The 17,819-nt window shown below is 37.8% G+C and carries 16 protein-coding genes; 15 read left to right on the top strand and 1 reads right to left on the bottom strand.

Features of this window, described 5'->3' with window-relative positions:
* Positions 1 to 21: 21 nt before the first annotated feature.
* The gene (gene ytvI, locus MKX65_RS17935; protein ID WP_445677923.1) at positions 22 to 1,101 is read right to left on the bottom strand and encodes a sporulation integral membrane protein YtvI; all 1,080 of its coding nucleotides are present in this window, start codon (positions 1,099 to 1,101) and stop codon (positions 22 to 24) included.
* 248 nt (positions 1,102 to 1,349) lie between these two features.
* Here ytvI and MKX65_RS17930 point away from each other — a divergent pair, with 248 nt between their 5' ends.
* The 15 genes from MKX65_RS17930 (at position 1,350) to speD (ending at position 17,768) form a co-directional block, all read left to right on the top strand.
* Complete coding sequence (locus tag MKX65_RS17930; protein WP_340904869.1) at positions 1,350 to 1,808, top strand: DUF441 domain-containing protein; 459 nt, start codon at positions 1,350 to 1,352, stop codon at positions 1,806 to 1,808.
* A 241-nt stretch (positions 1,809 to 2,049) separates the two neighbouring features.
* Positions 2,050 to 3,168: a citrate synthase gene (gene citZ / locus MKX65_RS17925; RefSeq protein WP_340904868.1), complete on the top strand. Its 1,119-nt coding sequence runs from the start codon at positions 2,050 to 2,052 to the stop codon at positions 3,166 to 3,168.
* Between the two features lie 186 nt (positions 3,169 to 3,354).
* Complete coding sequence (gene icd / locus MKX65_RS17920; protein WP_340904867.1) at positions 3,355 to 4,623, top strand: NADP-dependent isocitrate dehydrogenase; 1,269 nt, start codon at positions 3,355 to 3,357, stop codon at positions 4,621 to 4,623.
* Between the two features lie 108 nt (positions 4,624 to 4,731).
* On the top strand, positions 4,732 to 5,670 hold the full coding sequence (gene mdh / locus MKX65_RS17915) for a malate dehydrogenase (protein ID WP_340904866.1): 939 nt from the start codon (positions 4,732 to 4,734) through the stop codon (positions 5,668 to 5,670).
* A gap of 115 nt (positions 5,671 to 5,785) precedes the next feature.
* Positions 5,786 to 6,262, top strand: a complete 477-nt coding sequence (locus MKX65_RS17910) for a MaoC/PaaZ C-terminal domain-containing protein (protein ID WP_340904864.1) — start codon at positions 5,786 to 5,788, stop codon at positions 6,260 to 6,262.
* Positions 6,263 to 6,386: 124 nt separating this feature from the next.
* The gene (locus MKX65_RS17905) at positions 6,387 to 7,103 is read left to right on the top strand and encodes a response regulator transcription factor (protein WP_340904863.1); all 717 of its coding nucleotides are present in this window, start codon (positions 6,387 to 6,389) and stop codon (positions 7,101 to 7,103) included.
* Entirely contained in the window at positions 7,100 to 8,869 is a 1,770-nt protein-coding gene (gene pnpS / locus MKX65_RS17900; protein ID WP_340904862.1) for a two-component system histidine kinase PnpS, read from the top strand. The genes MKX65_RS17905 and pnpS overlap by 4 nt, the downstream gene beginning before the upstream one ends.
* A 222-nt stretch (positions 8,870 to 9,091) precedes the next feature.
* Entirely contained in the window at positions 9,092 to 10,057 is a 966-nt protein-coding gene (hflK, locus tag MKX65_RS17895; RefSeq protein ID WP_340904861.1) for an FtsH protease activity modulator HflK, read from the top strand.
* Complete coding sequence (gene hflC, locus MKX65_RS17890) at positions 10,050 to 10,985, top strand: protease modulator HflC (RefSeq protein ID WP_340904860.1); 936 nt, start codon at positions 10,050 to 10,052, stop codon at positions 10,983 to 10,985. The genes hflK and hflC overlap by 8 nt, the downstream gene beginning before the upstream one ends.
* A gap of 114 nt (positions 10,986 to 11,099) precedes the next feature.
* Positions 11,100 to 13,733, top strand: coding sequence for a DNA polymerase I (polA, locus tag MKX65_RS17885; protein ID WP_340904859.1), 2,634 nt, complete (start codon positions 11,100 to 11,102; stop codon positions 13,731 to 13,733).
* 21 nt (positions 13,734 to 13,754) lie between these two features.
* Positions 13,755 to 14,582, top strand: coding sequence for a DNA-formamidopyrimidine glycosylase (gene mutM / locus MKX65_RS17880; RefSeq protein WP_340904858.1), 828 nt, complete (start codon positions 13,755 to 13,757; stop codon positions 14,580 to 14,582).
* 64 nt (positions 14,583 to 14,646) lie between these two features.
* On the top strand, positions 14,647 to 15,285 hold the full coding sequence (gene ytaF / locus MKX65_RS17875; RefSeq protein WP_340904857.1) for a sporulation membrane protein YtaF: 639 nt from the start codon (positions 14,647 to 14,649) through the stop codon (positions 15,283 to 15,285).
* A 49-nt stretch (positions 15,286 to 15,334) separates the two neighbouring features.
* Positions 15,335 to 15,940, top strand: coding sequence for a dephospho-CoA kinase (coaE, locus tag MKX65_RS17870; RefSeq protein WP_160546654.1), 606 nt, complete (start codon positions 15,335 to 15,337; stop codon positions 15,938 to 15,940).
* A 117-nt stretch (positions 15,941 to 16,057) separates the two neighbouring features.
* Positions 16,058 to 17,101: a glyceraldehyde-3-phosphate dehydrogenase gene (locus tag MKX65_RS17865; RefSeq protein WP_340904856.1), complete on the top strand. Its 1,044-nt coding sequence runs from the start codon at positions 16,058 to 16,060 to the stop codon at positions 17,099 to 17,101.
* 286 nt (positions 17,102 to 17,387) lie between these two features.
* Positions 17,388 to 17,768, top strand: a complete 381-nt coding sequence (speD, locus tag MKX65_RS17860) for an adenosylmethionine decarboxylase (protein WP_160546656.1) — start codon at positions 17,388 to 17,390, stop codon at positions 17,766 to 17,768.
* Positions 17,769 to 17,819 lie beyond the last annotated feature (51 nt).

Here is a 17,819-nt window from a genome sequence, read left to right as displayed (position 1 = left end):
CATTCTCATGAGAATGGACTTCTATGCTTCTTTTCCCTTAATAAAGGACCAAACATCTTTAAATACATGTGCACGGTGCAAGGTTGTGATGATGACGAGGGTAACAGGACCTGCAATTAACCCTAAGAAGCCAATTAATTTAAAGCCAACAAATAACGCAATTAATGTGGCAAGAGGATCAAGACCTATGTTAGAGGATAATACTTTTGGCTCCATGACCTGTCGTTGAACTAGCACAATGATATACAAAACTCCTAAACCAATAGCTAAACTCATCTCTCCTGCAATAGCCTCATAAATAATCCACGGAACAAATACAGCACCTGTTCCTAAGTAAGGAATAATATCGACTAATCCTGTTACAAGTGCGATGGTAATCGCATAATCTACACGTAATATTAAAAGCCCAATAAGGATGATAACAGTTGTAATAGATATTAGAGTTAGTTGAGCTTTTATAAAGCCAAATAACGCTTTTTTTAAGTCTTCAAGTACTCTCTTTGTGCTGCTTTTTGCACGTGTTGGAATAATCTTATTGCTAAACCTTGACAGGCGATACCAATCTTTACTAATGAAAAAAGTGGCCAACAAGGAGAATATGACTACTGTTGCAGCATTTGGAAACCAAGATAGGATATTAGGTATGTTTCCAAAGAAGCTTTGTACAAAATCACCTATCGTAGATCCAATGGTTCTTCCGACATTTTGTATATTAGTTATTATCGTATCTTGTTGCCCGGTATCTAATGAATTAAATAAGCTTGTTAATTGATTATAGAGTGGAATAATCTGAGCAGTGATAAAGTCCTCGATGAAACCAATAAGAGTATCCAAATGTCTTGGGACGACATCAGCTAAATAGTCTGCACCAGACACAATTTCTGCAATTAATAAAGTAATGAAACCTGCAAATAAAGCAAAAATAAAGATAATACCGATTAAAACGGCAAGTGCTCTAGGTAACCGACCTTTGCTTTCTAAAAAATTTACAAATGGGTTTAGCATAAAAGCAATTAAAAGTCCGATGATAAAGGGGTATGTAACCTTTGAAATTTGAATCAGGATAAAAACGGACAAAAGCACACTAACAATTACGATCATAAAGCGCATAGTTCTAAATAAATAGGTGAGATTCAGATTAATCGTCCTCCTAATAGTAGAATGAATGGTAGACTTGTTTACTCTTTATTTTACCTACGTATGAAGATTATGGAAAGTTTTGTTTAATGTGAATAATGTTCTCGTTAACTTTCGACAAATAGAGTGATTTTTCTGAAATGAAAGTCCCATTGTTTATATGCTGAGTTTTCTTATGGTAAAATAACGTTTATATAAAGGAGGCCTTGAGGTTGCTAACACAAGCTAGCCTATTTTTGTTCATTTTATTAGTAATTGGTTTTATTGCAAAAAACCAATCTTTAATCATTGCCGTTGGGGTACTTTTGTTACTAAAAATAATCGGCGTGGATTCAAAAATCTTTTCTTATATTCAATCCAAAGGAATTAACTGGGGAGTTACTGTTATTACTTTTGCCGTACTAGCCCCTATTGCAAGTGGTGAAATTGGGTTTAGAGACCTAACAGCTGCCTTTAAATCACCTTATGCATGGATTGCTTTAATATCTGGAATGGCAGTTGCGTTGATCGCAAAAGGTGGTATAACCCTTTTAGCAAAGGATCCCCATATAACCACCGCTCTTGTGCTAGGAACGATCTTGGCTGTTTCACTTTTTAAGGGAGTGGCTGTAGGACCACTAATTGGTGCAGGTATCGCTTATCTAGCAATGAAATTTTTTGAACTCTTCTAATGGGTGATAAGTTTTCTGAATAACTAGGCTTAAGTTTTTCTAATAAAATATTAATTTTTTCACATTTTAGGCGGTTTTCGTTCACAAATGTCAGATAATTGTTTATAATAGGACTTGTAAGCGCATCCTTTTTATGGGTGTGAAAAAATTTATAGTCTTATAGTTATCTATAATGTTAATATTTTAATAACTCAGAGAATTAGAAGGGTTAGCGAATCACTTTGTAAAGGAGAGGGTCAATATGACAGCAACACGTGGTCTTGAAGGGGTAGTAGCTACGACTTCCTCTGTCAGTTCAATCATTGATGATACACTAACATACGTAGGGTACGATATTGATGACTTAGCAGAGAATGCCAGCTTTGAAGAAGTAATCTATCTTCTTTGGCATAGAAGACTTCCTACACAACAAGAACTAGCAGAGTTAAAAAGCCAATTGTCGGTAAATGCAGAGCTACCCAAACAAGTGCTTGAGCATTTTAAGTTATATCCAATTAATGAAGTACACCCAATGGGTGCACTTCGAACGGCTGTTTCGCTCTTAGGCTTGTATGACGAAGAAAGCGATGTAATGGAAGAGCAAGCAAACTATCGCAAGGCAGTTCGACTTCAAGCTAAGATGCCTGCAATTGTGACAGCATTTGCGCGTATTCGAAAAGGGTTGGAGCCAATCCCTCCTAGAACGGACTTAAGCTTTGCCGCAAATTTCCTTTACATGCTTTCAGGCAAAGAGCCGGAGCCTATTGCAATTGAAGCCTTTAACAAGGCACTTGTCCTTCATGCAGATCATGAATTAAATGCTTCTACATTCACCGCTCGTGTATGTGTAGCCACTTTATCGGATGTATATTCTGGTGTAACATCAGCGATTGGAGCATTAAAGGGTCCATTACATGGTGGAGCTAATGAAGCTGTAATGAAGATGTTAACTGAGATTGGAACATTAGAAAATGTTGATACTTATGTTCGTGGAAAGTTAGCGAACAAGGAAAAAATCATGGGCTTTGGTCACCGTGTTTACAGAAAAGGAGACCCTCGTGCAAAACACTTAAAGCTTATGGCAGAGAAACTTACTAACTTAACAGGAGAACCACATTGGTTTGAAATGTCTACAAAAATTGAGAACATTGTAACCGGTGAAAAGAATCTTCCACCAAATGTAGACTTCTACTCTGCTTCTGTATATCATAGCTTAGGAATTGACCACGATTTATTTACTCCAATCTTTGCAGTCAGCCGCGTTTCTGGTTGGTTAGCTCATATTCTAGAACAATATGAAAATAATCGATTGATTCGTCCAAGAGCCGATTATACTGGTCCTGGAATGCAAAAATATGTAGCGGTTGAGCAAAGAGGATAAAATTAAATAGAATACAGCATTTTACTTTTAGCTAAAATATTGCTGTAATAGAGAGGAGAGGTTAGAGGCATTTGGCTCTAACCTTTGATTCTGATGTTGCCCTCTATGGATAGAAATCTTTTATACATATTGATTGACCTGAAGCAGGGCGCATCTTGTTAGACAAAATGGAGGGAGAATTATACTATGCAAGGTGAAAAAATTACTGTAACAAATGGAGTTTTAAATGTACCAAATCATCCAGTAGTACCTTTTATTGAAGGAGACGGTACGGGTCCTGACATTTGGGCTGCGGCTTCTAGAGTGCTAGATGCTGCTGTTGAAAAAGCTTATAACGGTGAAAAGAAAATTGTTTGGAAAGAAGTACTAGCAGGTGAAAAGGCGTTCAATCAAACGGGAGAATGGCTACCAAGTGAAACGTTAGAATTAATTAACGAATATTTGATTGCTATTAAAGGGCCTTTAACAACACCGATTGGTGGCGGAATTCGTTCACTAAATGTTGCTCTTCGCCAAGAGCTTGATTTATATGTATGTTTACGTCCTGTTCGTTGGTTTGAAGGAGTTCCTTCACCAGTTAAACGTCCTCAAGATACAGACATGGTCATTTTCCGTGAAAATACAGAAGACATTTACGCTGGTATCGAATATGCAAAAGGTTCAGATGAAGTGAAAAAGCTTATTTCTTTCCTTCAAACTGAAATGGGAGTAAATAAAATCCGCTTCCCTGAAACATCTGGACTTGGGATCAAGCCAGTGTCTGAAGAAGGAACTGAACGTCTAGTTCGTGCTGCAATTGAGTATGCAATTAAAGAGGGACGTAAATCTCTAACTCTTGTTCATAAAGGTAACATCATGAAATTCACTGAAGGTGCGTTTAAGAACTGGGGCTATGAGCTTGTTGAGAGAGAATACGGCGATAAAGTGTTCACATGGGCACAGTATGACCGTATTAAAGATGAACAAGGTACAGAGGCTGCAAATCAAGCTCAAGCTGATGCAGAAGCTCAAGGAAAAATCATCGTGAAGGATGCAATTGCAGATATATTCCTTCAACAAATTCTAACTCGCCCACGTGAGTTTGATGTGGTTGCTACGATGAACCTTAATGGAGACTATATTTCTGATGCACTTGCTGCGCAGGTGGGTGGAATTGGTATTGCACCTGGAGCAAACATCAACTATGTGACAGGTCATGCAATTTTTGAAGCTACACACGGTACAGCACCGAAGTATGCGGGATTAGATAAAGTAAACCCTTCATCTGTTATTCTTTCTGGTGTATTAATGCTTGAACACCTAGGTTGGAATGAGGCAGCGAAGCTAATCGTCGATTCAATGGAGAAGTCAATCGCTTCTAAAGTGGTAACTTATGACTTTGCTCGTTTGATGGATGGAGCAACAGAAGTGAAGTGCTCAGAATTTGGAGATGTGCTTATTAAGAACATGGGATAATTTTGTTCTAGAGGCTGTTCTTTTCTAGAACAGCCTCTTTATCATTTGTATACCTTTAATGAGAATTGACTTAGGACAATGACTTTTATAATGTAGGGGGAAAAGGTTATGTCAATGAAGCGTAAAAAGATCTCGGTAATTGGTGGGGGCTTTACTGGAGCTACAACAGCTTTTCTACTTGCACAAAAAGAACTGGGAGATGTTGTTTTGCTGGACATACCGCAAATGGAAAATCCAACAAAGGGAAAGGCTCTAGATATGCTTGAAGCAAGTCCGGTTCAAGGGTTTGATGCAAATATTACAGGTACAGCAGATTATGCAGATACAAAGGATTCTGATATTGTTGTGATCACCGCTGGAATCGCAAGAAAACCAGGAATGAGTCGTGATGATCTCGTTCAAACCAATCAAAAGGTTATGAAAGCGGTCGCATCTGAAGTAGCTAAGTACTCACCGAACTGTACGATTATCGTTTTGACAAATCCAGTGGATGCAATGACATATACTGTTTTCCAAGAAACTGGTTTCCCGAAAAATCGTGTCATTGGTCAATCAGGTGTTCTAGATACGGCACGCTTCCGTACATTTGTGGCTCAAGAGTTAAACTTATCTGTTAAAGACATAACAGGCTTCGTTCTAGGTGGCCATGGTGACGATATGGTTCCTCTTGTACGTTACTCGTATGCTGGTGGAATTCCACTTGAGACACTACTGTCTAAAGAACGTTTAGAGGCTATTGTTGAACGTACGAGAAAGGGTGGAGGAGAGATTGTGAACCTGTTAGGAAATGGCAGTGCTTACTATGCACCTGCTGCTTCTCTAGTAGAAATGTGTGAAGCCATCTTGAAAGATCAGCGTCGGGTTCTCCCATCAATTGCTTACCTTGAGGGTGAATATGGATATAAAGGTATTTACCTAGGGGTCCCAACAATCCTCGGAGCTAACGGAATAGAACAAGTAATTGAGCTTGAGTTAACAGATGAAGAGAAAAGTGCTCTAGATAAATCAGCAGCGGCTGTACGAAATGTAATGGATGTTTTAGTTTAATAAAATGGAAAATTCGGGGTTCTTCCCCGAATTTTTTGTTCTTCTATGATTTTGTTATAATAAATGTATTAGAGTTGATATGAGACCGATTTCATTTATTGGAGGTATCGTTACCATGTTGTTAGGTAAAAAGAGAAAATTGGGCCGGAAAATTAATGAAATTTCTAGAGGAGAAAAACTTTCTCTGACAGAAAAGATTGAAGATAAGGACTTGCTATTATATCTTGGTCTAACGAATGATGCGAACCCTTTGTGTATTCAGCATGATTACGCATCACAAACTCCTTTTAAGAAGCCGCTGGTGCCAAGCATTATGCTAACCGGAATCGTTACCTCTGCTATATCAAAATATTTGCCTGGGCCAGGTAGTCATATTCTTAAACAGGATATCGAATATGTGAAACCCGTGTATCATTATGAAATGATTGATTTTATGTTCGAAGTATCCGAAGTAAGTATAAGCAATCATACGATTGAAGTTACAGTTGAAGGTAAAAATGAAGAGGGAGAACAGGTACTAAAAGGACTCCTTTTAGTTTGTCCTCCCCATCAATTAGAGGCATTAGATGGTCATGCATTGGAAAATTTTTAACAGGAATTAGGCGTGCTTTTTAAGAGTACGTCTTTTTTTAATGAATTTTTTGTTATCTTTATTAAATGAATATATATTATAATGGATGTGGATGATGGGGTAATAAGTGAATGTGGAGGCTTTTATGGAAAAAAGAGTACTTGTAGTCGATGATGAGCAGTCCATTGTAACGCTCCTGCAGTACAATTTAAAACAGGCTGGTTATGAAGTGTTAACTGCTGCGGATGGCGAAGAAGGACGAAATATAGCTTTGGAACAGGAACTAGACTTAATTATTTTGGATTTAATGCTTCCAAAGCTTGATGGAATTGAGGTTTGTAAGCAGCTTCGTCAACAAAAAGTCTTGACGCCTATTCTTATGTTGACTGCAAAAGACGATGAATTTGACAAAGTTCTCGGACTTGAACTAGGTGCAGATGATTATATGACAAAGCCGTTTAGTCCAAGAGAAGTCGTAGCCAGAGTCAAAGCTATTCTTAGAAGAACGCAATTACAGCCAGAATCAGTTGTCGTACAAGAAGAGGAAAAAGATCTGCTTCAGGTAGCAGAACTGAAGATTTATCCTGAACAATACGAGGCGTACTCTGGAGATATATTGCTAGAGCTCACTCCAAAGGAATTCGAATTATTACTCTATTTAGCAAGACACAAAGGAAGAGTTCTAACGCGAGATCAGCTTCTAAGTGCAGTATGGAATTATGATTTTGCAGGAGACACGCGAATTGTAGATGTTCATATTAGTCACTTAAGAGAGAAAATTGAACAAAATACGAAGAAACCAGTTTATATAAAAACCATTCGAGGCTTAGGCTATAAGATGGAGGAGCCTAAGGGAGAATGATAAAATTTCGAACAAGACTCTTGTTTGCCCTAATTATGCTTATTTTCATTGTTCTTATTGGATTAGGCCTATTGTTAGGACAATTGTTCAAAGGATACTATATTGATTCCTTTGATGGGAGGATGAAGCAGGAAACCAAATTAGTCTCTACGTATATTCAAGATACTGGCGGCATAGGTCATATTTCTAAAGATAGATTAAATGATTTTAGTGATACGCTAAGTTCTCGAATTACCATACTAGGAAATAAAGGGGATCTTATTTATGATAGTGGTGCCCTTGAAAATACGAGTAATAAGAGGCATGACAGTGTTCTCCAATCCATCTACGAAGATCAATTAGAAAAAGAAGATGAAATCATTGAAGTAGGTGGAGGATATAATCTTCACTACTATTGGGACGAAATAACTATTAATGGTGAGACAGAGGGCATCATTGTATTAAGCACGAAACTTACTGAAATAAAAAATGCATATGAACAGATCTGGTGGATATTAACGGTTTCGCTCGGGATCTCACTATTTGTCATTATTTTATTAGGTTATAAAATAACGACCATGTACACAAAGCCGATAGAATCTGCGACCAATGTAGCTATTGAGCTTGCAAAAGGAAATTATCGTGCAAGAACGTACGAGGATCATGCTGATGAAACAGGTATGCTAAGTAGTTCAATTAATGTTTTAGCTAGAAACCTACAGGAGCTCATGAAGTCAAAAGAAATTCAGCAAGATCGATTAGGGACCTTGATTGAAAATATGGGAAGCGGACTTATATTAATTGATAGTCGTGGCTACATAAATTTGGTCAATCGGACGTATAAAGAAATTTTTCAAGTAGAATCAAATGAGTATTTAGAAAAGCTCTATTATGAAGTGATTGACCAAAAAGACATTTGTGATCTGATAGAAGAAATTTTTATGACAGAGCACAAAATTAAAAAACAACTAATTGTACCTGTAGGGATTGAGAGAAGACATTTTGAAGTGTATGGTGTGCCGATTATTGGCTTAAATGATGTTTGGAAAGGTATTTTATTAGTTTTCCATGATATCACTGAAATTAAGAAGCTTGAACAAATGCGTAAAGATTTTGTGGCAAATGTATCACACGAGCTAAAGACACCTATTACTTCCATAAAAGGGTTTTCCGAGACCCTTTTAGATGGAGCTATGGAGGACAAGCAAACCTTAGAAGCTTTCCTGACGATTATCTTGAAAGAAAGCGATCGTTTACAAACATTAATACAAGACTTATTAGACCTTTCGAAGATGGAGAAGCAAGGCTTTCAATTGTCGATTCAAAAAATAGATATTGTTGCTGTGTTGCATGAAGTTCTTCCTATATTAACAGGAAAGGCACTTGAAAAGAAAATTGACCTTCAATTTGAAGCCGAGGATGAAGCGATCTTTGTTGAAGGCGATGTATATAGATTAAAACAAGTGTTTATTAATCTAATAACCAATGCCATTTCCTATACTCCAGAAGGTGGGACTGTAAAGGTTGAAGTTCGTGAGAGGACAAGCAAGATAAGAATAAAGGTAATAGATACGGGGATTGGAATTGAGAGAAAGGAAATTCCCCGAATCTTTGAACGTTTTTATCGAGTAGATCGTGCAAGAAGTAGAAACTCTGGTGGTACGGGTCTAGGGTTAGCCATCGTGAAGCATTTGATTGAAGCTCATAAGGGGAATATTCGAGTGGAAAGTAAGGTTGGAAGAGGGACCACTTTCATCATTGAACTTTTAAAAGAAATTCCTAAATAAATTCAGGTACCTTGGATACAAGTTTTACAGTATATTTACATTTATTATATTTTTCCTTAATAAATGTTCTGTAATATCATAAGGGAAAACCCCTTCATCCAAGGACCTAAAGAAAAGGTGAAAGCTAACCCCGCTTTCATCTTTTCTTTTTTATTGAAACCTTTTTCCCGCCCATTCGTATAACAATTAACTGTTCTTATTATGGGAAAGAGGTGAAGGTTGTTGCTTAGTTTAAAAAGAATTTATTCACTGGTAGGTCTAATACTTTTAATTATAGTACTCAGTTTTGTAGTTTTTACAACGTGGTATACGGTTGATGAATCAGAACAGGCGGTTATATTAACCTTTGGGAAGGTAGAAGAGGGAATAACAGAACCTGGGTTACATTTTAAAATGCCTTGGCCTATTCAAAATGTAGAGAAGCTTTCGAAGGAAACATTTAGTTTACAGTTTGGATATGAAGAAAAAGATGGAGAAATTGTTGAGTTCGATAATGAGACAAAAATGATTACTGGAGACGAAAATATCGTTCTTGCAGATCTTGTTGTTCAATGGAAAATTACGACGCCTTCAAAATACTTATATAATGCAGATAATCCAGAAGAGATTTTACGTGATGCCACTTCAGCGTCTCTTCGTAGCATCATAGGAAGCTCCAAAATTGATGATGCCTTGACCTCTGGGAAAGGTGAAATAGAAGCAAGTGTCAGAGAGCTACTGTCGACCCTAATGGATAAATATGATATAGGGATCACTATTATGGCGGTGAAGCTGCAAGATGTGGAGCTTCCAAATGAAGAGGTTCGGAAAGCATTTACGAATGTTACAGATGCCCGTGAAACGATGAACACAAAAATTAACGAGGCGAAAAAATATCAAAATCAAAAAATCAATGAAGCAGAAGGGGAAAAGAAAGCCCTTGTTTCAAGAGCTGAGGGGGACCAATCAGCAAGAATTGAGATTGCTAGAGGGGATGTAGCGGTTTTTAATAAACTCTACGATGAGTATAAGAACAATCCTGAAGTAACTAGACAAAGGCTTGTGTTAGAGACATTAGAGGAAGTATTACCAGGTACAGAAATTTATATCATGAATGATGATGGTGATACATTGAAGTATTTCCCGATTAGACCTCTAGAAAAAGAAGAAGCAAAGCCTCAGGCAGAGGGGAGTGGAAACAATGAGTGATGGAAATGTGATCGATATGAAAGAGCGTTCTGGAGATGGTTTTAAGTGGAGGAATTATACCAAATTTGGATTGATTGCTCTTTTAATCCTTCTATTGATTGGGATCACCCTTACGAATTTATTTATCGTTAAGGAAGGAGAATACCGAGTGATTCGCCAATTCGGTGAAGTGGTTCGAATTGAAAGTACTCCTGGTCTTAGCTATAAAATCCCATTTGTTCAAAGTGTTTCGACTCTACCAAAATATCAAATGACCTATGATGTGAATGAAGCTGAAATTAATACAAAAGATAAAAAGTGTATGTTAATTGACAATTATGCTGTTTGGAAAATTGAAGATCCTAAAAAGATGATTTCGAATGCGAGAACGCTTGAAAATGCTGAGGGAAGAATGGAAGAGTTTATTTACTCGGTTGTTCGATCAGAGCTTGGAAAGTTAAACTACGAAGAAATCATTAATGATGAGGCGTCAACTAGAGGTTCCTTAAATGATAAAATTACAGAGAAGGTTAATGAACTTCTCTCACAAGATAATTACGGAATTGTGGTAACGGATGTGCGTATGAAAAGAACAGATCTCCCGAAGGAAAATGAACAGTCGGTGTTCACTCGGATGATCTCAGAACGTGAATCAAAGGCACAGGAGTATTTATCAATTGGGGATGCACAGAAAAATATTATTATTGCGGATACGGATCGCCAGGTGAAAGAAACACTAGCGAAGGCGCAAGCAGATGCCGAAACGATTCGTGCGGAGGGAGAAGCTCAAGCTGCAAGGGTATATAATGAGGCGTTCTCCAAAGACCCGAGCTTTTACCAATTATTTAGAACATTAGAATCGTATAAAAAGACGATTAACGGAGAAACCGTTATTGTTCTGCCATCAGATTCACCTTATGCCCGTTTGCTTATGGGATATACGGAGTAAATATGAAGCCGGCGTTTTCCTTTCCTATCATGGTCATGGTAGAATAAAGAAGGAAAACACTGGCTTTTTTACATATGACATGAGACAAGCTTTAATTAGAAAGGGAGGCTTCCTTTGAATAAGAAACTCGTATTAATTGACGGAAATAGCATAGCCTACCGGGCATTTTTTGCTCTGCCATTGCTAAACAATGATAAAGGAATTCATACAAATGCTGTTTATGGATTTACGATGATGCTCTTGAGGATATTGGAGGATGAAAAGCCATCACATATAATGGTTGCGTTTGATGCTGGAAAAACAACCTTCCGTCATAAAACTTTTAGTGAATATAAGGGAGGACGTCAAAAAACGCCACCTGAATTATCCGAACAATTTCCTTTTATTCGAGAAGTATTGGACGCTTATCGAATTAAAAGGTACGAACTTGAAAACTATGAAGCAGATGATATTATTGGTACGTTATCGAAGAAGGCAGAGGAAGATGGCTATGAAGTGAAGGTCATTTCAGGAGATAAAGATTTAACTCAGTTGAGTTCTGAAAAAACCACTGTTGCCATTACGAAAAAAGGGATCACAGAAATTGAGGAATATACTCCGGAGCATATCAAAGAGAAATATGGTTTAACACCAAAGCAAATCATTGATATGAAAGGGTTAATGGGGGATACGTCAGACAATATTCCTGGGGTTCCTGGAGTTGGAGAGAAAACAGCCATCAAACTGCTAGCGGAGTTTGAGACGCTTGAAAAGCTACTTGAGTCGATTGATCAAGTGAGTGGAAAGAAACTAAAAGAGAAACTAGAGGAATTTAAAGACCAAGCAGTTATGAGTAAAGAGCTTGCAACCATTACGAGAGAAGCTCCAGTGACCGTACAACTCGATGAATTCGAATACGACGAATTTGACCGTGATAAGGTTGTTCAGTTATTTAAAGAACTAGGTTTTAACTCATTGCTTGATAAATTAGGAGACAACGAAGGAGCTTCAGTGGAAGAACCCTTGGAGAGTGTGGAATACACGACGGTTAAAGAAGTAACGGAAGAACTTTTTGCAACGGAGAATGCCTTATACATTGAAGTGTTAGATGATAATTATCATTATGCTGATCTTGTAGGTATATCACTAGTGAATGAAAAGGGGAACTTTTTCATTCCTACCAATGTAGCCATAGAATCATCCGTTTTTAAAGCTTGGGCTGAAAATGAAGCTTCTAAAAAAATTGTGTATGACGCGAAAAGGACAGAGGTATCACTAAGACATCACCATATCCATCTAAAAGGTATTGAGTTTGACTTACTGTTAGCTGCTTATATTATGAATCCAGCAGAGTCTGTTGATGATATTTCAACGACTGCAAAACGCTATGGTTTTACGAGTATTAGTTCGGATGAGGCTTTTTACGGAAAAGGGGCTAAGAGAAAGATTCCTGAACCGGAACAGCTTGGAGAGCATCTCGTTCGAAAAGGACTCGTGTTACAGGAACTTCGCGACAAACTCGAACAAGAGTTAAAAGCAAATGAACAATTTGAACTTTATTATGATTTGGAGCTTCCTTTATCTTTGATTTTAGCCGATATGGAATCGTGTGGAATTAAGGTTGATATGGATCGACTTCATGCGATGGGAGAAGCAATTACTGAGCAATTAAGTACCATTGAAGCCCGTATCTATGATCTTGCGGGCGAAAGCTTTAATATTAATTCACCAAAGCAGTTAGGCGTCATTCTCTTTGAGAAATTACAGCTTCCGGTAGCGAAAAAGACAAAAACAGGCTATTCAACCTCTGCGGATGTACTGGAGAAGCTTGAAGATGAGCATGAAATTATTCGAGAAATATTAAATTACCGACAGCTTGGTAAGCTTCAGTCTACTTATATTGAAGGTTTACTTAAAGTAATTAATCCTACAACAAAAAAAGTGCATACAAGGTTTAATCAAGCTTTAACTCAGACAGGAAGATTAAGCTCTACAGATCCGAATTTGCAAAATATCCCTATTCGATTGGAAGAAGGTCGTAAAATTCGTCAAGCCTTTATCCCATCAGAGGAAGGTTGGGTTATTTTTGCAGCAGATTACTCACAAATTGAATTACGTGTGTTGGCACATATTGCAAATGATGAAAAGCTAATAGAGGCCTTTCAAGAGGGTCTGGACATTCATACAAAAACAGCGATGGATGTGTTCCATGTATCTAAGGAAGAAGTCACTTCCAACATGAGACGACATGCAAAAGCGGTAAACTTTGGAATTGTTTACGGTATCAGTGATTATGGGTTGTCACAAAGCTTAAACATTACAAGAAAAGAAGCAGGTAGCTTTATTGAAAGATATCTGGAGAGTTTTCCAGGTGTTAAAGAATATATGGAAGAAATCGTAAAAGATGCAAAACAAAAGGGATTCGTGTCCACGCTTTTGCACCGCCGAAGATATATCCCAGAAATAACAAGCAGGAACTTCAATCTTCGTAGCTTTGCGGAACGTACGGCGATGAATACACCGATTCAAGGAAGTGCAGCGGATATTATTAAAAAAGCGATGATCGATATGGCGGACAGGCTCAAAAAGGAAAATCTAAAATCACGATTGTTGCTATCTGTACACGATGAATTAATATTCGAAGCACCAGAAGAAGAAATCGAGCGATTGAAGGAAATCGTCCCTGAAGTAATGGAACATACAGTGGAGTTAAAGGTACCGCTAAAGGTTGATTACTCCTACGGTCCGACTTGGTATGACGCGAAATAAAGGCAGTAGGGAGGAAGAATATTGCCAGAACTTCCAGAGGTCGAAACGGTTCGACGAACACTTGAAATGCTTATTTTAGATAAAAAAATAAAAAAAGTAACGGTTCTTTGGCCCAAAATCATAAAACATCCTGAAATAGATCAGTTTTGTGACGCTTTAGTTGGAGAGAGATTTGTTCAGTTAGGAAGAAGAGGAAAATTTTTAATTTTATATACAGAAAAATATGCGTTAATTTCTCATTTGCGTATGGAAGGTAGATATGCGCATTTTGAGGCTTTGGAACCAGTCGCTCTCCACACGCATGTGATTTTTACTTTTACCGACGGGACAGAGCTCCGTTACAAAGATGTACGTAAATTTGGGACGATGCACTTGTTTGAAAAAGGAAAAGAGTTTAACCAGCCACCTTTATCGACTCTCGGACCTGAACCATTTGATCCGAATTTTACGTCATCCTATTTGCAGAAAAGGTTATCGAAAACACAAAGATCAATTAAAACTGCCTTGCTTGACCAAACAGTGGTCGTTGGATTAGGCAATATTTACGTAGATGAAGCCCTTTTTCGATCGAAAATTCATCCTGAGAGAATTGCGAGCTCCTTGAAGAAAAAAGAGTGGAGCATCCTTTATGAACAAATAAAGGAAACACTAGGTGAAGCGGTTGAAAAGGGTGGAAGTACGGTACGATCTTACGTGAATTCACAAGGACAAATGGGGATGTTTCAGCTTGAATTATTTGTTTACGGTCGGAAAGGTGAAAATTGTAAAATATGTGATACTCCTCTAGAAAAAATTGTCGTTGGTGGGCGAGGAACCGTGTTTTGTCCAAAATGTCAAAAGAAGAAGTAGTTGAACCTTGGATGGGCTCCTATCATATACTATCCTAGCTTTTTGTTAGGAAGGAGTCTTTCCAATGGTACTATCTGTTCCATTATTACTACTTGCATTAGCAGTTAGCATTGACAGTTTTAGTGTAGGTTTCACATACGGTCTGAGGAAAATGCGAATTCCTTTTAAGTCAATCGCGGTCATCTCTTTATGCTCTGCAGGAACACTCACTGTAGGCATGATTATTGGCCATTTCATTGAGTCTGTTTTATCACCTGATATTGCTGAGAGTATAGGGGGAATTATACTCATTATATTAGGGGCTTGGGTTCTCGCTCAATTTTTCAGATCAGAGAAATCCACCTCATCCATGCTTCCCCATCCTAAAACGATCATTGATTTTGAGATTAAATCTCTTGGGATTGTGATTCAAATATTACGAAAGCCGATGTCAGCAGACTTTGATCAATCGGGTACGATCAATGGGATTGAAGCTTATATGCTTGGTTTAGCCTTATCTTTAGATGCATTTGGTGCAGGAATCGGGGCTGCCATGCTAGACTTTTCTCCAAGCATATTAGGGACTGCTGTGGCATTAATGAGCTTTCTCTTTATTTATGCGGGGTTACAGCTTGGAAAACATTTTTCAGAGAATAGCTGGCTTCAGCGCTTCGCCTTTTTACCTGGGGTATTGTTAATCATTATTGGAATATGGAAAATTTGAAAAAAGCCTCCTTTTGTGGAGGCTTTTACGTTAAACGGAGGGGTTGAATATGACTTTAGTCGTTGGATTAACGGGTGGTATTGCTAGTGGGAAAAGCACAGTGGCAAATATGTTTAAAGAAATGGGAATAGAGGTCATTGACGCTGATATAGAAGCAAGAAAGGCCGTTGAGATAGGCGAAGTAGCATACGAACAGATCGTTACATATTTTGGTGAAGATGTTCTGAATGATGATCATACGATTAATCGATCCCGATTAGGTGAAATCATTTTTAATGACAGTGCGAAGAGACAAAAGTTAAATGAAATTGTTCATCCGGATGTAAGAAGAAGGATGAATGAGAAGAAGGAAGCAGCTATTTCGCGAGGAGACCAAGTAGTTGTGTTGGATATTCCACTCTTATTTGAAAGTGGATTAAAGCATATGGTTGATGTAGTTCTGCTTGTTTATGTAGAGAAAGATGTACAGCTGCAGAGATTGATGGAAAGAAATCAGTTAACAAAGCAGGAAGCACTTGCTCGAATTCAATCTCAAATGCCGATTGAAGATAAACGGAAGCTTGCTGATAAAGTGATTAATAATAATGGGTCGATAGACAATACGAAAAAGCAACTGATAGAGCTTCTTGCGGATTGGAAAACCATCACAAATTAATGTGATGGTTTTTTTATTGAAAATAGGTTTTTATATCAACACAATTCGCAACTAATATGTTATACTAATTGTAAATTACGGAAATAAAGTATAACACTTTTCGAGAGGAGCCGTAACATGAAGGCTAGAGTAGCGATTAATGGGTTTGGAAGAATAGGAAGAATGGTTTTCAGAAAGGCAATATGTGATGAAACATTAGAAATAGTAGCCATTAATGCTAGTTATCCTGCGGAAACTTTAGCACATTTAATAAAGTATGACACAAATCACGGAAAGTTTGATGGTGAGGTAGTAGCTGAAGATGATTCCTTATTGGTAAATGGAAAAAGGGTGAAGCTGATTAACCATCGTAATCCAGAGGAGCTTCCATGGCATTCACTTAATATTGATATTGTTATCGAGGCAACTGGGAAATTTAATGCGAGAGAGAAAGCGAGTCTCCACTTAGATGCTGGCGCAAAGAAGGTCATATTAACAGCACCTGGAAAAGGAGAAGATATTACAATCGTCATGGGTGTGAATGAGCACGAGTTAAATATTTATGAGCATGATATTATTTCAAATGCGTCTTGTACGACGAACTGTTTAGCTCCTGTTGTAAAAATACTGGAAGATAAATTTGGCATCATTAATGGGTTAATGACAACCGTGCATGCCTATACAAATGATCAAAAAAACATTGATAATCCGCATAAAGATCTTCGAAGAGCGAGAGCTTGTGGTCAATCGATCATTCCGACAAGCACGGGTGCGGCTAAAGCTCTTTCACTAGTGCTCCCTAATATGAAAGGCAAGCTGCATGGAATGTCATTAAGGGTTCCTACAACCAATGTCTCATTAGTTGATTTAGTAGTTGATTTAAAGCGAGAAGTAACAATAGATGAGGTAAATGATGTATTCGAAACAGCCTCCATGGATGAACTTAAAGGAATACTTGCGATTACAGAAGAGCCACTAGTATCAGTTGATTTTAATACCAATGAACACTCTGCGATTGTCGATGGGTTGTCTACAATGGTTATAGGTGCGAATAAGGTAAAGGTTCTTGCATGGTACGATAATGAGTGGGGTTATTCCTGTCGTGTTGTTGATCTTACAAAGCATGTGGCTAATCAACTTTCTTTAGCTTCAGAAAATATAAAACGAGTGAGCTCGTTATAAGGAGACAGTCTTCTGGGGAAACTCTCAGAAGGCTGATTTTTTGTCTGCATTTGAAGAAAGAGATCCCCTTTTCCCTCTATTTTGTAAAGATTTTTTAAATACATTATTGCAAAAAAAAAACAAACAAAGTATACTAGTCATCGTGAACTTCTTGAAATTTGGAATCTATATCTACTTAAAGGGTTAGGACCTCTTTGGACTAACTTTCCCCCGTGGTAGTTATAACCCAAAAAAATAGGGAAATTCAGTTACTGTAGTAAAAATGGTTAAAGGGGGAAATTTGAATATGGAAACTATGGGTCGTCACGTTATTTCTGAGTTATGGGGTTGTGATTTTGAAAAGTTAAATGATATGGAGCAAATTGAGCAAATCTTTGCAGATGCAGCATTAAAATCAGGTGCTGAAATTCGTGAGGTTGCTTTTCATAAATTTGCACCACAAGGTGTGAGTGGAGTGGTAATCATCTCCGAGTCACATTTAACTATTCACAGCTTTCCTGAACATGGCTATGCTAGTATTGATGTGTATACTTGTGGAGACATGGATCCTAATATCGCTGCAGACTATATTGCAGAAGCATTAGGTGCTCAAACTCGTGAGAACATCGAAATTCCTCGTGGAATGGGTCCTGTTCAAGTTAAACAAGCAAAAGCGAAAGTACTATAATCGTAGCTTACTAAACTTATGAAATTCGAGAGGTGTATATTATACACCTCT

Origin of the sequence: Robertmurraya sp. FSL R5-0851 (assembly GCF_038002965.1) — a bacterium.
In the GTDB taxonomy this organism is placed as follows: domain Bacteria; phylum Bacillota; class Bacilli; order Bacillales; family Cytobacillaceae; genus Robertmurraya_A; species Robertmurraya_A beringensis.
This window is presented reverse-complemented; position numbering and strand designations above follow the sequence as displayed.